Raw genomic sequence first — 16,655 nt, forward strand, 5'->3', positions numbered from 1 at the left:
TTACTTAGGCGCTGACGATATTCTCCCGCCATCCCACCGTCTTGCGCATTACCCCCCGCGTGTCGACGATCAACTGCGCGTGTTCCGCAATCATCGGCCAGTCGTACCAGCTGTGGTGCGTGGCGATCAGCACGCAGTCGTAACTCGCGAGGCGCTCATCATCCAGCGTGATGCTGCGCATCTGCAGGTCGTGCTTTCGCATCTTCTGCGTGGTCGGCACGTGCGGATCGTGGTAATCGACGTTGGCGCCCATTGCCTGAAGCGCTTCAATCAACTCGAAGCTTGGACTCTCGCGCACATCGTCCACGTCTGGCTTGTATGCCAGCCCCAGCACCAGCACCTTCGATCCCTTCACCGGTTTGCAATGATCGTTCAACGCCATCACCGTCCGTTCGATGACGTAGCGCGGCATGTTGTGATTCACCTGTCCCGCCAACTCGATGAACTTTGTCGCCTGCCCGAACTCGCGCGCCTTCCACGTCAGGTAGAACGGATCGATCGGAATGCAGTGGCCGCCCAGCCCTGGCCCCGGGTAGAACGCCTGGAAGCCGAACGGCTTGGTTGCCGCTGCGTCTACCACCTCCCACACGTCAACATCCATCGCTGTAAGGATCACTTTCAACTCGTTCACCAGCGCGATGTTCACCGCCCGGTAAACGTTCTCCAGGATCTTCGCCGCCTCCGCAACCTCCGCCGAACGAACCGGAATCACTTCACGGATCGCGTGCCGGTACAACGTCGTCGCCAGTTCGCCCGATGCCTCATCAATCCCACCCACCAGTTTGGGAATTGTCTGTGTGCTGTGGTCCCGTCGGCCCGGGTCCTCACGCTCCGGCGAATAGGCAAGGTAAAAATCCTTGCCGCACACCAGACCCCCCGCCTCCAGGCGAGGCAGCATCACGTCGCGCGTCGTGCGCGGATAGGTCGTCGATTCCAGCACGATCAACTGCCCCGGCCGAAGCTGTCGAGCAATCGCGTCGGCCGTCTTTTCAATGTAGGATAGGTCCGGCTCAAGGTGCATGCCCAGCGGTGTGGGCACGCACACCAGGATCGCGTCAGGCTCGTTGAGACGGCCAAAGTCGTCCGACACGTCGAACCGCTCAGACGTTGACATCTGCTTCACAAAATCGGGGCCGAAGTGCTTGAGATAGCTTTCGCCTCGCCGCAGCATGGCGATCTTCTCGCCATCGATGTCAAAGCCCATCACGCGCATCCCCGCTTCCCAGAAGCTGCGGATCAGGGGTAGCCCGACGTAGCCCAGCGCGACGACACCGACCACTGCCGAGCCATTGTCAATACGGGCCTTCAAGTCCATATACGGTTCTCCAGTGGGAGGCGTGGTGGGTCGGATAGCCTACCGACGAGCAGGTCACAACGCGGCTTCCTCGTTCTGTTCATCGGCATCTGTTGGCCGACTGTCCAGTTCTCCAATCAGATCGATCAGTGGACGAACCACGTTCTGGCGGTTCAAAGCGCTTTCCGCCACCTGCCGCGCGTGGTTGGCCATCGTGCGACGCAGTTCGGAATCGTCGGCCAGTTCGCGTATCGCGGCCACGAAATCCCCCGGCCGGTCCTGCGCCGCCGAGCGGCCGGCCTCGTGCTGCCGAAGAATGTCCGCCTGCCAGCCCTCGTAATTCAGCACGATCGGCAAGCCCGCAGCGAGGTAGTCAAAGTACTTGTTGGCACAGTTCAGCTCAAGGATCGGAATCGGCGAGACAACCATTAGCCCCACGTCCGCCGTGGCCAGAACGTCCGCGAGCTCCTGCTTCGGCAGGGCATCCAGAATCAGCACGTTCTCCAGCCCCTCGTCGTGCACTCGCTTGATCAAGTGTGGCTTCTCCCGGCCGTGACCGATCAGTACGAACCGCACGTTCGGCCGGTCCCTCAACAGCACCGCCGCGTCGAGCACCGCATCCAGCCCATTCACCTTACCCATCGCCCCCGTGTGAACGCATAGTGTTTTGCCCGCCAGCCCGTGCGCCTCGCGAAATGCCGATCCGTCCCGGTCCGGCCGAAATAGGTACGTGTCGCACGCATTGGGTACGACGAGGACAGGCTTTTGCTGTCCGCCAAGCTTGCCGGTAATGTCGTCTGCCAGATCCTGGTTCATCGCCACGACAAACCGTGCCGAGCGATAGATCCGCTTTTCCAGCACCCGCAACAGCCCCCCCACGAACCGGTTGCGTATCACCCCAAGGGCAATCGGCACGTCCGGCCAGAGGTCCCGCACTTCAAAGCCGTACGGCCGCCGTCGCAGCCACTTCGCCGCCAGCGCACACACACCCACCGTCAGCGGCGTGCTCGTGGCATAGATTAAATCAATTTGCTTCTCCCGCACAGCGATCGCCGAGGCTTTGACCATGAACGAGAGAAAGCTGCGAATCCGCCTCACGTACCCCATCGTCTGGTCGTAAGGCGTCATCAGTACGATGCACGGAATGCCCGCCACATCCCCCCGCCGCACCGGCCCCTCGCCGGCCGGCAACTCCTCGGGGCGCAGTTGTGCTGAACTCGTCAGCATTGTCACCACATGCCCCGCCGACTGCATGGCCCGGGCGATTTCATAGCTCCGCGTGCCTGTGGTCCCCTGAGGGGTGGCGAAGTATTGATGGATGTAGAGAATTCGCATGCAAAGCCTGATTAAAACGTGGTTTATGTGTGCGAGGCTGCGCTGTCCTCGTACGGGAAACCGAGCCCGTGTTACCTGTCGCTAATTGCCGACCCGGTCAAGCATTACGGTTCATGCATGGCCCGCTCCGGGTCGCTACGATGAATATCGTTCACTCCAGCGCCTCGGTCTGCCGCGGGTGCTGACAAGGTCCTGTTAAATCCCCTGTCCGCAGTCTTGACTCATAGGATCTGAGGTCGTTAAGCTTAGTCTGAATTTGAGGTTTCGCAATTCGGCAGAATCCACGTCGTCGCGTCTCACTCGGTTGGGGGCTTGGCAAGGCACTTGGGGCGAACTTTTCTGGAAGGGGGGGCGAAAATGTCTTAGGCGGGGTGCTATGTGGGGCGTCAGAGTTTCGGGCCCAGGGGGGGATCCTATCTCCTTATCCTTTATATGATTGGGAAAAAATATCATGAAACGCGTCAAAGGGTTTACACTAATCGAACTTCTGGTGGTGATATCCATCATTGCCCTACTCATCGGCATCTTGCTGCCCGCACTTGGTGCGGCCCGCAATACCGCCCGGCGGATTCAGAGCAATACGCAACTACGGGGTATCCATCAGGGCATGGTGGTATTCGCGCAAGAGAATAACGGATGGTTTCCGGGTATGACCAGCCGGGGGGAGATCATCGACTCGTCGGAGGTGCCGCACGCCAGCAACGCGGGTACAATTCCACTCACTCGATTGCTCATCCTAATACAAGGCAATTTTTTCACCGGTGAATATGCGAATAGTCCGGCGGACAACGATGTTGGGCCTTGGTCAGAGGAACTTGCAGCCAACCCCGTCGGCATCACAGACACCGGGGATTTCCTTTCATACGCCATGTTATCACTTCGCACCTCGCCATTTACGCCTGCTTTCGAGCGGACCGAGGAATGGCAGGAAAGCTTTAACTCTTCCGCAGCCGTGCTCTCCGATCGAAATACCGGGGCCAACGCGACAACTCAGGCCAGCAGCCTCTGGACAAGCAAGGACAGCGGCGACTGGCGGGGTGGCGTTGTTTTCAATGACAATCGGGTAGAATTTATGACGTCAGCGGTCATCGAGCGAACGCGTTACGGCAACAAGGTCTATGACGAAGATCACCTTTTTGTGAGTGATGACGCGACCAATCAAGGCGATGCGGCCATGACGTTTTCGCGAAACGGTACAAGTGCGGCCCATTACTGGAGCCAGAACTGAACGCGATGCGCTTGCGTATTTTGACAACACGACGCCGCCCAGTAAGCAAGCAGTTGTGGCCATTCACAAAGGAATTCGATGCACTTCGAAGGAACACCAGTCCCACTCTATGTGCTGCTGACGAGACCACGGCGTCCGCTAGATCAAATTCGACGCATTCTCATAGGCGCGAAGTGGCGCCAGATGCGGACACTATCGCGAAAGATGGGATACATCGGAGGTACGATCGGTTGGCCTGTTATCGCGATGGTCAGGGCATGCGCGCAGATACGGCAGCATGGGGCTGGGGCGAAACGACTGGTCGGCCGACCGATCTGGAAGCAATGGCTGGAACAGTGGTGGCTCGCATTGTGGCTGGGGTTGCCGCCCCACGTGTACTACATGTACGAGATCTATCGGCCCGAAAGGCGACGTTTAGCCACGGAGTTCTTGCGCAATCAGGAGGTGACGCCGCTGGCGATTCTGGTCAGCGGCGAAGAGACGGCTACGGCTCAGCAGATTCTTAGGGACAAATGCCGGTTCGCCGAACACTGTAAAGCCCACGGATTGGCTACCGCAAAAACGCTGGCGGTTTTCGATCAGGGTGAAGCGGTCGAGGGACACATTCGCTCAGCGGCAGAGATGCCTGCGACCGACCTTTTTGCGAAGCCGCTAGATGGGAACTATGGTCGGGGCCTACACAAGTGGGCGAATGTCGGGCCCAACCGCTACCGCAATGCCGCGGGTGAGGACAGCACAGTCGATCAGGTTTGGCAGACATTGGCTGCGTGTTCGCAGCAGCGGCCCTACCTGTTACAGGAATCCCTGGTAAATCACCCATCACTGCGCGTCTTCGGAGATGGTGCCTTATGTACCGCCCGTATCGTGACGGCGTGCACCAAGGACGGCGACTGTGTTTATGTGGTTGGCGTATTTCGCATGCCGAGAACGAGTTTGGTGGCAGATAACTTCCAGCAGGGTGGCTTGGCTACCGTTGTCGATGAAACGTCAGGTAGGCTGTCCACTGCGGCGGGGAAGGATGCATCGATTGGACGCTTTACCCATCACCCGGTAACCGGCGCACCAATTGAAGGTGCACAGTTGCCTGATTGGGAACAGGCGAAGGCCCTCTGCCTGGCGTCGCATCAAACTTTTGGCGACATCGGCTGGGTCGGCTGGGACGTCGCTTTTACCGATCGCGGCCCTGTGTTGGTGGAAGGAAATTTTGCACCCTCAATTGAGTCAATACAGCGTGCGAGTGGGGCTCCTTTCGCAGGCAGTAACTTGTATTCAATCTGTCTTGAGCGTCTAGAGAGAAAAGGTTATAAATTTAGCCGTGATGACGCACCGGTTGATGTGCTACCACTGACGCGGTAAAGCCCGTAAATGATGCTGGTGGGCTTGACTGCGCGGAGTATCCGTTTTGATCTATAACCCATCGTGACTACTTCAAGCTGTTGAGATGGTCGGGCCACATTGCATCCTCCATCCATACGTGAAAGTTGTTCGGATGAAGCAGCCCCGCGGCTCGCCGTCTTTCGGTACGACGTCGAGCGGGCGCTGGAGCATCATCTGTCTTTGTTTTTTGCCCGTGAACCGGCGCGGCGTTACATTCACGCCACGCTCTATTCCCACGCCGGAATTTTGGTCGAAGTAATTAATAGGACGAAAAAACGGGATTTATGCTACGCATCTGACGTATTTTCGCACTACCGCGAGTTCTACGGCGCCTTGGAGCCGTCGAAATAAGGCGATACGCTACTGGTGATCTTGACGACGAAGTGTTGCCGACGGTGGAGTTGCACTGAACACAGGATTGAGAAGCCAAGTGTTCTCAGCCTGCTAAGTGAAATTGGCCTCGCCCTTGATCGAACAGTTCCAGAAGCTCCATGTCGCTCACCGCCGTGTTGAAGATGGCGATTTCATCCAAGTCGCCGCCCGTCCATGTCGCCACACCCGGGTCGCCGCGTTCGCCGATCGTCAATGGCGATGCCGAAGGGAATAGTGTGCCGCTGAACGTATCTGTATCCACCGTCGTGCCGTCAAGCCAGGCGCTGACGATCGAGACCGGCACGACGGAAGGCGCAAAAATGCCATTGGCCATCGTCGAGCCACACGCTGTTGATATCAACCGCGTTCGTCAGCGAAGTGCCGTTGAGGCTCAGGGCCAGCCGCAACACGCCATTATTTCGGAACGAGATGAACCAACTGAACTCGGTGGTCTGAAGCACGGCAAGAACGTAGCTCAGGCTGGTCGGTACGGCGTCGATGCGCATCCAGAACAGCATGGTGAAATCATCAAAGCCGGAGAGATTTGGATGACTGGGCACTTCGAGCCGCGCCTTGGTGAGTCGAATCCCCCCGTCGTCATCCCGGAACAGTGAGCCGGCCACGCCGGTCACATTGCCACTGACCACCGCGCAATGATGTCCCTGACCGGTCACGTCCGGTAACACGTCAAGGGCGGCCAGCGAACGCCAATAAGCACGAGGGCTCAGCGCCATCATGCGGGCCGCGTAGCCGTCTGGGTTCGTGGCCCCTCGGACAGCTCAGCAAAATTGGGCAACTCAAAGTCGACATACTTGCTCATGTTAATCGCTCCTTATCGCGGTCGTGCGATGCGTCGGCTGGAAGGTGCCGGCAGTATTGGCTCTAACGTCTGTTGCTGCGTCGTGCTGGTGCGCTCCCGAGAGACGCGGAGCGAAGATTGGCCACCCGATGGCCGGCAAGCGACCTCGCACAACGGTTGCCGGTGAGCGATCGTGCGCATCGGGGGGCACGAACCCCGAGGCGGGGCATGTGGTATAATCGGCGAGCAATGCGGTGCAAGTCTTACACTGACCACCGCGGACAAGCTGATGGTCATGACATGGACGCCTCTCCGGGGTTGCATCATCGAATTGCACTATGTTCCGACCGGTCGGTCTGGTGGTGCCGAGGAATTACACTGACGTTGGGTCGCTCCGCTCTGCTCTGTGCTTACCCCGGGTGCTTGCAGGAGGAAGAAAACCTGGCTTTGGTTTGAGCGCGTCCGAATATGTGCCGATCAAGATGAGGGGGTGTCGAGCAACATGCACCCTTGATCCTGTTAGTTGTTTTATGGCAAATGATTCGGCAAAGCGCGGGTCCACAGCAACCGCCGGCGGTAACACCTCGCCCGTCCCGGCAGGCGGAGGTCCTGCGCCCGCCGGCCGTCGACTGGGCATGAAGCGAAATTTCGCGTGGGCGCTGGCGGGCAACGTCGTCTACGGCGCGAGCCTGTGGCTCAGTCTCGTCATCCTGGCCAAACTCACCTCTGCGGCCGATGTGGGCCGGTTTGCACTGGCCATGGCGATCTGCACACCGATTGCCGTGTTTTCCTCGCTGAACCTGCGCAGCGTGCAGGTAACCGACGCTCGCGAGGAGCACCGCTTCGGACATCTGCTGGGACTGCAATTGGCGATGACCGTTCTGGCGATGGCGTTGATCGTCGGTATCGCCGTCGCCGGTGGCCATGACACGCTCACAGCCTGGCTGATCGTGGTCGTCGGCCTAGGCCAGATGGTCATCATGATCCGAGACGTGTTCCTGGCCTTCAGTCAGAAGCACGAGCGGATGGACCAAGTCGCCCAATCAAAAATCATCCTCAGCCTCGGTGCCCTGGTGGCATTGGGCACCATGACTTGGGCCACTGGCAACGTGTTGATCGGCGTTCTGGCGATGCAACTGGTCAAACTCGGTGTCTTTCTGCTCTGGGACCTGCGCGCGACCGGACGCTTGGTACGCGAGTATGTTGGAGAATTCCCGCGCCAGTACTTTCGCCCGCATTGGAAAGCCGATGTGATGTTGGCCATGGCATGGCTGGCGCTGCCTTTGGGCGTGACCGCACTGCTGATGAGTCTGTCGTCGAACGTGCCGCGCTACTACATTGCGGCGTTTTGGAGTGAGGCCCACTTGGGCTACTTCGCCGCCATCCTCACGCTCGTCCAAGCGGGACGCACCGCCATGCACGCGGGGATAATGTCCAGCCTGCCACGGCTCAGTCGGTATTACCTAGATAATCGACGCGCGTACCTGACAATGATGCTGAAACTGATCGGGGTGGCGATGGTGCTGGGCGCCGGAGGTATCGTTGTAGCGGCTGTCCTCGGTCAACGATTATTGGCTGTCGTCTTCACTGCAGAGTATGCCGCTTATGGCCGCGAGTTTGTATGGGCCATGGTCTATGGCATGCTGGTCTACGTCGTGCTGGTACTTCACTACGGCATGACGGCCATGCGCCGGTTCAAGGTCCAGCCTTTCGTCTTACTTGCGTCGTTGCTGACCGTGATCGGCACTGGGTTCTGGCTGGTTCCCGATCATGGGTTAATAGGGGCCATATGGGCGTTGATTCTGGCGAAACTCGTTGAGGCGGCGTTCACCTTGCTGGTGATCGTGTATGAGCTGCGCCGCACGGTATCCCCCGCGGTCGGGGACATAGTCGCCTCGTCCGCTGGTCCCATTAAACCGGCCAGCGGTGCCGGGGTATGATTCATGCTCCATCGGCGGAGCATGAGGCAAGCGATTAACATTCATGGAAATTTCTTAGCGGAGGTCTGCTTCGTGATACCAAACTTTGTTGGTGTGGGCGTACCACGTGCCGGGACAACCTGAAGGCGAAAGTATAACTGAGTGACGAGGACCGCCAACGAATGCGTAGCCACTTTGCAGAAGACTCGAGCCGAGTCGAGAAGCTGCTCGGTGTCGATCTTTCAGTATGGCGAAACTGTCGAGTGCCGGAACGCCCTGTGGGAGACGTCGCTTGTCATGACGCTATGGATGATCCGATGAATTTGATGTATCACTCGATCACGATCAATGCCGATCCTAGACCTGCAAGCCAGTTCCATCGGAACAAGTACACGGTGCACGTGGATCAGTTGGCCGACCACGTCCGGCGCTGCGAAGGACAGGACGTGGTTTTTACATTTGACGATGGCCACGTCTCCATCCACGAGCATGCCTACCCGCTGGTGGTGAACCGGGTGAAGACGATCCTGTTCATTTCGCTTGATTTTGTGGGGACGGCGAACTGGCTTTCCGCGGCGCAGCTTCGCGAAATGCATGGTCGGGGCGTCGCCATCGCTGGGCATGGATGCGGCCACCTGAATCTGGCGTCACTTCCTGCGGCGCAACTGAAACATGAGCTCGAGCATTCCCGTCGCGGGTTAGAAGACATCATTGGTAGTGAGGTCACCGCCATGTCGCTGGTTGGTGGGCACTACAACAGGCGGGTTCTTGAAGCGGCGCGTGACGTCGGGTATGAGACGATCTATTCGTCTGAGCCCGTCGCAGGGGTGACGCGGCACGGTCTCCATGGCCGGGTTTGCGTGTATTGGACAACGACGGGGGACGAGATCGACGCGTATCGCCAGGGCAGGGTTTCTCGGCAAATGCAGCTTGCCTACTACCTAAAGCGCCCGCTTAAATGCCTCTTGGCCGAACGTGTCAGAAGGAAGCATTCCGGCTGAACATACCGCAGCCACGGCGGGTGGAGTCGTGTTTTCACTCGGCGACGTGGCAGCTTAACCGAAAGCAAGATGACCTCAAGCAGCCATATTGTGATTCGAACGGCAACTGTGGATGATTATCCGCAAATTATCGCTTTGGTCAATGAGACGTTCGGCAAGCGCAACGACCTGCAATGGCTGGAAGGTTTTCACAAGCACAACCCGAGCGGCCGGTCGATCCTGTCCGTGGCGGATCATCCTTCGGAAGGCATTGTTGCATACCGCTCGCTCGTTCGTTTTGTGTTGTATTATGCCGGCGAAGCGATTCTCTGCGGGCAGGGAAGCGACGCGGCGACCCGCCCGCAGTTCCAAGGGCAGGGTTTGTACAGCAGGATGACGCAGGCGTGCATCGATCAGTTCTTCAACGAAAGGGGGAGCCTGCTATATTCATTTCCGGGGCCGCAAAGCTATCCGATCCTGGTGAAGCGATTCGGCTATACGCCGGTGAAGCGGCTGCGTCATGTCGTCTTTCCACTGACACGGGCAGCGCGGGAGAAAAACCGGATCGCGCGCTCGCTTGTCTCTATCTACGGCCGACTGTGGTCTTCACGTCGTGCGCCGTCCGTGAACCCGATCGATGGACCGCTGTGTTATCCCGAGGCGGCCGATCCGCGCAAGGCCCGCTTCAGTCGGACGGATTGTGTTCAAGCGTGGCGTTTTCAGGCAATTGGGCGAAGCTACCGATGTGTGTGGTTGGATGGGGTTGACGGTTTTCTGGTGATAGGCAGCGCGAAACGGCGGCGTCTGAATATCTGCACGATTGTTGACGTCGTGGCCGATGATACCCGCTCGCTGCGGCAACTGTTGCGCGCGGTTGTTCCGTGGGCGAGCCAGAACGGGTACGATCTGGTCTATACGTGGCAGGGCACTTCCTGCTTAGGCTATCTTGCGGCCGGCTTTATGCCGATACCGAGACACACAAACTTTGTGGTGAAAGTCAAGGACGGGTTTGCTTACCCGGAACTGCTGAAGCGAGGCGATTTGTGGGACATTTCGCTGCTTGATACCGACGCCTACTAAGTTGCGTCACCTAGCGGCGAGCCTTTGTCACGCTTGGCTCAGTGCGTTACCAGAGAGTCAATAATGCTACGAACCGCAGAATTTTGTTTTGGTGGCTTGATCGCCATGTTTCTGCTGGTCGGCAGATGGTCACCCTATCGCCTGCAAGGCATCCTGCATGTTTCGTTCTGGTATGAGCCACGGTTTTACCTGACGTTCGCAATTGTCATAGTGGCGCTGATAATCATGGGCCTGCGCGCTGGCGGATCGGTGCCGCCGGTGATCCAGCGCTTTGTTGTATGGATATGTGTGCTAGTACAGTTGATATTGCTGTACATGATCGCCTCATCGCTGTGGGCACCTGTTCCTGAGATCGCAATCTATAAATCATATGAACTGATCCTCTGTTGCATCGTGATCACGGCGGTCGCTGTTGTCCTGCCGCGATTGCACCCGGAAGGCTTTCGGCAAGGCTTCTGGATTGCGATCGTGGCCATTTGTCTGTTTCTCGCGGTGGTAAGTGTGGTCGGCCAGCTTCATGCCGCCCGGCTATCCGCATTGGGTGGCGGCCCCAATGCCTTCGGACGGATGATGGCGTTGTTGTGTTTGGGTTGCATGGTCATTGGTAGCCAACGCAGGCGGGTGTGGGTTTGGTTCTGGTTTGGGGTGTGGATCCTTGGCATGATGTTGCTCGTGTTGTCAGGTTCGCGTGGCGCATTGCTCGCCGGAGCGATGGCGGTCGGCGTGGCATTTTTGCTGCTGCGAACCACAGTGCCCAAGAAAGCCGTCGTCCTCGTGTCGTGCGGCATTCTGGCGGTGTTCGTGCTCAACGTGACGGAGATCGGCCAGAGGACGATCCATCAGTTTCAAAGCCGGGTGGTCAGCCTGACGTTTGAGCGGGGCCACGCCAGCGGGCGAGAACTGTTGTTCGAGCAGGCGGTGGATATCGGCCGGGACAATCCGATACTCGGCGTTGGTATTGGTGGCTTCCGGGCGGAAATCGGTTCGCCATACCCCCACAACTTCTTCCTTGAGCTGTTTGCCGAAGGGGGGGCGGTCGCGGTTCTGTTTGCAATGGCATTGATGCTCGTGCTGGTGTACTTTCTCTGGCGCCTGCGGCGGTGTCCGGATCCGGGGATGGTCGGTGCCTTGGTGCTGTTTTTTCTGTTCGCCCAGTTCAGCGGCGACTTGTTTGACAGTCGCGGTATTTTTCTCACCGCCATGATTGCCATGCTGCCGCGCTACGACCCGGTGCCACGGGACACGCCGGCCTTGAGCGCCGTCCATGTTGAAACGGGAGCTCCTCATGTGGCCGCGAACAAACCTGCCTGGCGTTGAACCGCTTCGCGTTGCATGCGCGGCCGCCACAGTCGTACTCGGCTTGGTCGGTGTTGGTACGGCGGGCGAACGTCAAACCGACGATACACCGGCGGCGGTTTTGATTGACACTTTTTTTCGGAATGCGGAGGACAAGCATCTTCATCTCCCGCCGGAGCGTATCTACCCCCGTGGTCGACGCTTTCCCTTCACCGGTTTCAATCTCACTGCACGGCAAGCTGCACGCGACGGTTTCACGATGATCGGCGGGATGTACCACTTCTCAGAGCAGGAACTCTGGCGGGCTCAGCAGCATGGCATTGGTGCGGTAGGGTATGTGACCGCCGGCTGGTCGAAGGATGAACTCGCCGACGTTTCGCAGGACGATGTGGTGGCGCGCGTTCGCGAACGCGTCGAGGAGGTGCTTGGTTGGGAAGGTGCCTCCACATTGGAATGGTGGTACCTGCGGCCGGAGGAACTGCGGTACTGGCGCGAACACGAGTTGGACTATCTCAAATGGGCGACCCAGGCTATTCGCGACACCGATCCGCAGCGTCGTCCTATCTGGATGTATGATCCGAACCATCGTTCCGCCACCGACTTAGGGCACACCGCAGCCCATCTCGACATTGTTGGCAAGGGCATGTACACGAACCACGCCGGCCAGAAGCGCCAACGCGTCTGGTGCCGGTGGACCATCGAGCAGCAGAAGCTGGCGATTCAATGGCAAAACCCTGCCGCCATTCCCATTGCCGTGCCCGAGATGTTCCGGCATCCCAACGAGTACCTACCGCAGGGCAAAACGACCCTCGAGCAACTGTCCACCGTGATCCAGCGCTGGGTTCGGCACGACCTCTACGCCGCGTTGATTGCCGGCGCTCGCGGGGTGGCGGTTTACGCGTTCGCCGAGCGAGCGGGCGATGAAGACCGGCTGCCTTTTCGCGGTCGAGTGTACTCCGCCTACTACGAGGCCTACGCGCAGATCGCGCGCGAGCTTACAGGCGAGATGGATTTGGGGCCGGTGTTTCTCTTCGGCGAACCTCGCAAGGATATTAAGCTCACCATCGTGGAAGGGCCGAGAACGATCGATTTTCGCTTTCGTGATCACGAAGCTGAGTATTCAGCGGTCGACATGCTCGATGTGGCTTACCGTGACCGGCGATATGCCTTTCTGGTGAATTCGACCGAGGAACCGATCACCGTGGAACTCGCCGGGTTGCCCGCCGAGCCGGTTCACGTTCACGAACTGTTTGGCAAGAATACGTTCGAGGTTTCGCTCGGCCGTTTTTCGGTCACATTAAATCCGTTGCAGGTTAAGGGATTTCGTTTTACTCGCAGTGGTGACTGATCGGTCCCGCACGCGACCGCTACGAGGTGAGTTAATCGACCTCATGAGGCGGAATCGGTAGCATGCTTGTATGACTGGTCCCGCCCACACTGACATGCAACTCGCCGGGAGAAACAACGTGCCTCGGCAGGTATGTCATGTTTACCGGCCGGCCCGACGTGCCGATGTTGCCACATTGATCGAGCATGGCATCCAATCGGACTGGATCGCGCGGGGACTGGGGCGCAGCTACGGCGACTCGATGCTCAACGAAGGCCGGGGTGTGATCGACATGACACCGCTGGATCGCCTGCTGGCCTTCGATGCCGACACCGGCACGCTCGAATGTGAAGCGGGCGTCAGTCTGAAACGGATCATCGACACCTTTCTGCCCCGCGGCTGGTTCCCGGCCGTGACGCCAGGCACGAAGCATGTCACCGTCGGCGGGGCAATCGCCTGCGATGTGCATGGCAAGAATCACCACCGCGATGGATCGTTTGCGAATTGCGTGGATCAGGTCACGCTTCTCACCGCAGCCGGCGAAACCCTCGCGTGTTCACGCGACGAAAATGCGGAAGTCTTTTTCGCCACCCTCGGCGGTATGGGACTCACCGGCGTGTTACTCACGGTTCGATTGCGGTTGAAGCGCGTCGCTTCCGCATACCTGAATGTCCGATTCGAGCAGGCGGGCAACCTCGACGACCTGCTTGCTGCTTTCGCGGATGATGCACAGCACAGTTATTCCGTCGCGTGGATCGACGGGCTGGCGCGCGGCGCGAAACTCGGACGGGGTGTACTGATGCGCGGCGAGCACGCGGAAGCGGACGACCTGCCCGCTGTCAGGCGGGAGCGGCCGTTCGATGTGCCCGTTCGCTTCAAGCCGAGCGTGCCATGCGATCTGCCCGGTTTCGTGCTCAACCGTTACACGGTCGCCGCGTTCAACGCACGCTACTATCGCAAGCACCGGTCCGGTGAACGACTGCTCGATTACGACGCGTACTTCTACCCGCTGGATGGCGTGGGCAACTGGCATCGGCTCTATGGCCGACGCGGCTTCTACCAGTACCAGTTTGTAGTGCCGGAGGGCGACGAGGGTGGCGCGGCGGTGCGGCATGTGATGGAACGACTGACAGCGTCACGTCGCGCAAGCTTTCTGGCTGTGCTCAAGCGGTTCGGCCCCGAGAGCGGCGGCCTGCTGAGCTTTCCCGTGGCCGGCTACACACTGGCGATCGATTTGCCCAACCGTGGCGATGAAGTGTTAGCGCTGATGCACGAACTCGACGCGTACGTTGTCGAACGCGGCGGCCGAGTCTACTTGGCAAAGGACGCCTGCCTGAAGCGTGAGCATTTTGAACGCATGTATCCTCGTCTTGACACCTTCAAGTCGATTTGCCGTCGGCTCGATCCGCAGCGCCGACTCGCTTCGTCGCAGGCGCGTCGGCTCGGGCTGGTGGAGGTTGGGTCATGAGTGAGCGTGCTTGGCATGAACCGGTGTTGTTGATCGGGGCAACCTCGGGCATTGCCCGTGCGCTGGCCGAGCGGCTGGCGCAGCAGGGGAGCGACCTGTTGCTGGCGGGACGCGATCATGTCGAATTGAACGCTGTCGCCGCGGACCTGCGTTTGAGGTTCGATGTTCGCACGGCGACGCTGGAGTTTGATGCGCTGGCATTTGGCGAGCATCATGGGTTCATGAAGCAGGCAACCGCCGCGTGCGAGAATCGATTGACAGCGGTGGTGATATGTCACGGCTTGCTGGTCGATCAGGCCGAAGCCCAGCGCGACCCCGCACTGATGCGGCGGATGGTTGATGTGAATTACACGTCATATGTGTCGCTGCTGGAGGCGTTCGCCGTGTGGTTTGTTCAACGTCGTGGAGGGATGCTCGTTGCTTTGTCGTCGGTGGCGGGCGATCGTGGTCGGCCGAGCAATTATCTATACGGCTCGACGAAGGCGGCTTTATCGGCCTACCTTCAAGGGTTGCGGGCGCGGCTGGCCAAGACGGGGGTGCATGTGTTGACAGTCAAGCCGGGCATTGTGGACACGCCGATGACGTGGGGTTTGAAGGTTGCCGGGCCGGTGGCCTCTCCGCACCGCGTGGCGGGGGACATTGTCCGGGCGATGCGGCGTCGGCGGAATGTGCTGTATACGCCTTGGTTCTGGCGGCCGATCATGGCGGTGATCCGCGGTATTCCTGAGCCCATCTTCAAGCGTTTGTCGTTGTGAGCCGATGGCGGTGAGGATACCGATAGAATGGTGGTACATGGACGTGAATACAACGACAGATCGGACGTCAAGGCAGAGGGCGTTGCTGTTCTGGTGCCTGTTGCTGGCGGGGGGGCTGTATTTCATCTGGCGGGGGCCATGGCGGGCGATGGAAATCAGCGTCGACCTGCCGACGTTTTACAGCGCGGCGCGGGCGTGGCTGCACGGGCTCGACCCGTATAACGTCGCCGAGCTGGTACGGGTGTATGCCGAGGCGGGTGGTGATGAGCAGACGGTGTTGATGAATGTGAACCCGCCATTTCAGTTTCCGCTATTCGCGTGGTTGGGGGCGTTGCCGTACCCGGTGGTGAAGCTGCTGTTTGTGGCGATCAACATGGCGGCGCTGGGGTTGGCGGTGTGGCGCTTGGCGGTAGTTTCGGGCGTATGGGCTCGGCCGGCGATGCAGCGATGGCTGGTGCTGGGCGTGCTCGTGATGGCGCCGGTGCACACGACCATTTCGCAGGGGCAACTGAGCTTGCTGGTTCTGTTGCTGGTGGTGTTGATGCTCGAAGCGCATCATCGCGGACGTGAGGGGTGGATGGGGTTGTGGTTGGCGTTGGCGGGTGCATTGAAGCCGCAGATGGTGGTGCTATTCGGGCTTTATTATCTGTTCAGCGGTCGATGGCGGGCGTGCATCGTCGCCGCGGGCGTGGGACTGGCGCTGACGGGACTGGCGGTGGTGCGAATGGAGTTGGCGGACGTTGACTGGCTGGCGGGCTGGCGCGGCAACATGGTGATGTTCCTGCACGCGGAGCCGGCAGAGCATCCCGGTGTCGGCTACGGCGATTACACGGTGGACAGCCTGCGGCGCTTCATCATGATCAACCTGGCGCCGCTGATTTATCCGCTGCTGTCCAGCCGGACGGCCGTGACGATGTTGACGGGTATGCTGGGACTGACGGCGGTGGTACTCGCTGCGTCGATGGCGCGACGGGATGGGGATGCCGTCGGTTCGCGATTGGCCCAGTATGCGATGATCTCGGTCGCCTGCCTGCTCGTATTCTACAACCGGACTTACTCGGCGACGCTGCTGCTGCTGCCGTTTGTGGCGGTGCTGTTGTGGTGGCCGATGCATCGACGCCTGGCGGTGACGTGCCTGGCATGTCTGTCGGTGTTTGTCGTGCCAGGCCCGGCCATTTTGCTGCGGTGGATGGCGGGCCGAGCCGAGGATGTGGCCGACTCGCTCGCGTGGTGGTGGCCTGTTGTTTTGCCTCATCAGATTTACGCACTGCTGCTCTTGCTGGGGTTGATGGCTCTGGCGTGGCGCTGGCCACCTCGCCGGTTGGGATCGGACGTAATGCCGTTGCCCGCCCAGAATGGGTTACCTGCACGGCAGTCGGCAACGGTGGTTTCGGTCGATGGAGGTAAGGCAAAATGAAATGGCTG

14 protein-coding genes are annotated in these 16,655 nt (G+C 59.4%); 10 read left to right on the plus strand and 4 right to left on the minus strand.

Features of this window, described 5'->3' with window-relative positions; translation table 11 throughout:
* Nucleotides 1-4: 4 nt before the first annotated feature.
* Together ACERK3_11425 and ACERK3_11430 are read right to left on the minus strand one after the other, a co-directional pair.
* Nucleotides 5-1,315, minus strand: coding sequence for a nucleotide sugar dehydrogenase (locus ACERK3_11425; protein MFA9478901.1), 1,311 nt, complete (start codon nt 1,313-1,315; stop codon nt 5-7).
* 54 nt (nt 1,316-1,369) lie between these two features.
* A complete protein-coding gene (locus tag ACERK3_11430) occupies nt 1,370-2,629 on the minus strand; it encodes a glycosyltransferase family 4 protein (GenBank protein MFA9478902.1) in 1,260 nt (419 codons plus the stop codon).
* Nucleotides 2,630-3,080: 451 nt separating this feature from the next.
* On the opposite strand from ACERK3_11430, the gene ACERK3_11435 reads away from it, so the two are divergent.
* Nucleotides 3,081-3,857 (plus strand): type II secretion system protein, encoded by a 777-nt coding sequence (locus ACERK3_11435; protein ID MFA9478903.1) that lies wholly within the window; start codon nt 3,081-3,083, stop codon nt 3,855-3,857.
* Nucleotides 3,858-4,040: 183 nt separating this feature from the next.
* A complete protein-coding gene (locus ACERK3_11440) occupies nt 4,041-5,213 on the plus strand; it encodes a sugar-transfer associated ATP-grasp domain-containing protein (protein ID MFA9478904.1) in 1,173 nt (390 codons plus the stop codon).
* A gap of 457 nt (nt 5,214-5,670) precedes the next feature.
* Here ACERK3_11440 and ACERK3_11445 read toward each other — a convergent pair whose 3' ends face one another.
* Nucleotides 5,671-5,910, minus strand: a complete 240-nt coding sequence (locus ACERK3_11445; GenBank protein MFA9478905.1) for a hypothetical protein — start codon at nt 5,908-5,910, stop codon at nt 5,671-5,673.
* Entirely contained in the window at nt 5,879-6,343 is a 465-nt protein-coding gene (locus tag ACERK3_11450) for a LamG-like jellyroll fold domain-containing protein (protein MFA9478906.1), read from the minus strand. The genes ACERK3_11445 and ACERK3_11450 overlap by 32 nt, the downstream gene beginning before the upstream one ends.
* 697 nt (nt 6,344-7,040) lie before the next feature.
* On the opposite strand from ACERK3_11450, the gene ACERK3_11455 reads away from it, so the two are divergent.
* The 8 genes from ACERK3_11455 (at nt 7,041) to ACERK3_11490 (ending at nt 16,647) form a co-directional block, all read left to right on the plus strand.
* Nucleotides 7,041-8,345: a lipopolysaccharide biosynthesis protein gene (locus ACERK3_11455; GenBank protein MFA9478907.1), complete on the plus strand. Its 1,305-nt coding sequence runs from the start codon at nt 7,041-7,043 to the stop codon at nt 8,343-8,345.
* A gap of 296 nt (nt 8,346-8,641) precedes the next feature.
* Entirely contained in the window at nt 8,642-9,325 is a 684-nt protein-coding gene (locus ACERK3_11460; protein MFA9478908.1) for a polysaccharide deacetylase family protein, read from the plus strand.
* Nucleotides 9,326-9,394: 69 nt separating this feature from the next.
* Nucleotides 9,395-10,384 carry a GNAT family N-acetyltransferase gene (locus ACERK3_11465; protein MFA9478909.1) on the plus strand — a complete coding sequence of 330 codons (990 nt, stop codon included), beginning with the start codon at nt 9,395-9,397 and terminating at the stop codon, nt 10,382-10,384.
* Nucleotides 10,385-10,447: 63 nt separating this feature from the next.
* Nucleotides 10,448-11,701 (plus strand): O-antigen ligase family protein, encoded by a 1,254-nt coding sequence (locus ACERK3_11470; GenBank protein MFA9478910.1) that lies wholly within the window; start codon nt 10,448-10,450, stop codon nt 11,699-11,701.
* A complete protein-coding gene (locus ACERK3_11475) occupies nt 11,670-13,028 on the plus strand; it encodes a hypothetical protein (protein MFA9478911.1) in 1,359 nt (452 codons plus the stop codon). Before ACERK3_11470 ends, ACERK3_11475 begins: the two co-directional genes overlap by 32 nt.
* A gap of 70 nt (nt 13,029-13,098) precedes the next feature.
* Complete coding sequence (locus ACERK3_11480; GenBank protein MFA9478912.1) at nt 13,099-14,475, plus strand: FAD-binding protein; 1,377 nt, start codon at nt 13,099-13,101, stop codon at nt 14,473-14,475.
* Nucleotides 14,472-15,230 (plus strand): SDR family oxidoreductase, encoded by a 759-nt coding sequence (locus ACERK3_11485; protein ID MFA9478913.1) that lies wholly within the window; start codon nt 14,472-14,474, stop codon nt 15,228-15,230. The genes ACERK3_11480 and ACERK3_11485 overlap by 4 nt, the downstream gene beginning before the upstream one ends.
* Nucleotides 15,231-15,267: 37 nt before the next feature.
* Nucleotides 15,268-16,647 (plus strand): glycosyltransferase family 87 protein, encoded by a 1,380-nt coding sequence (locus ACERK3_11490; GenBank protein MFA9478914.1) that lies wholly within the window; start codon nt 15,268-15,270, stop codon nt 16,645-16,647.
* The last annotated feature ends 8 nt before the right edge of the window (nt 16,648-16,655 follow it).

The organism is Phycisphaerales bacterium AB-hyl4 (assembly GCA_041821185.1).
Classification (GTDB): Bacteria; Planctomycetota; Phycisphaerae; order Phycisphaerales; family Phycisphaeraceae; genus Natronomicrosphaera; species Natronomicrosphaera hydrolytica.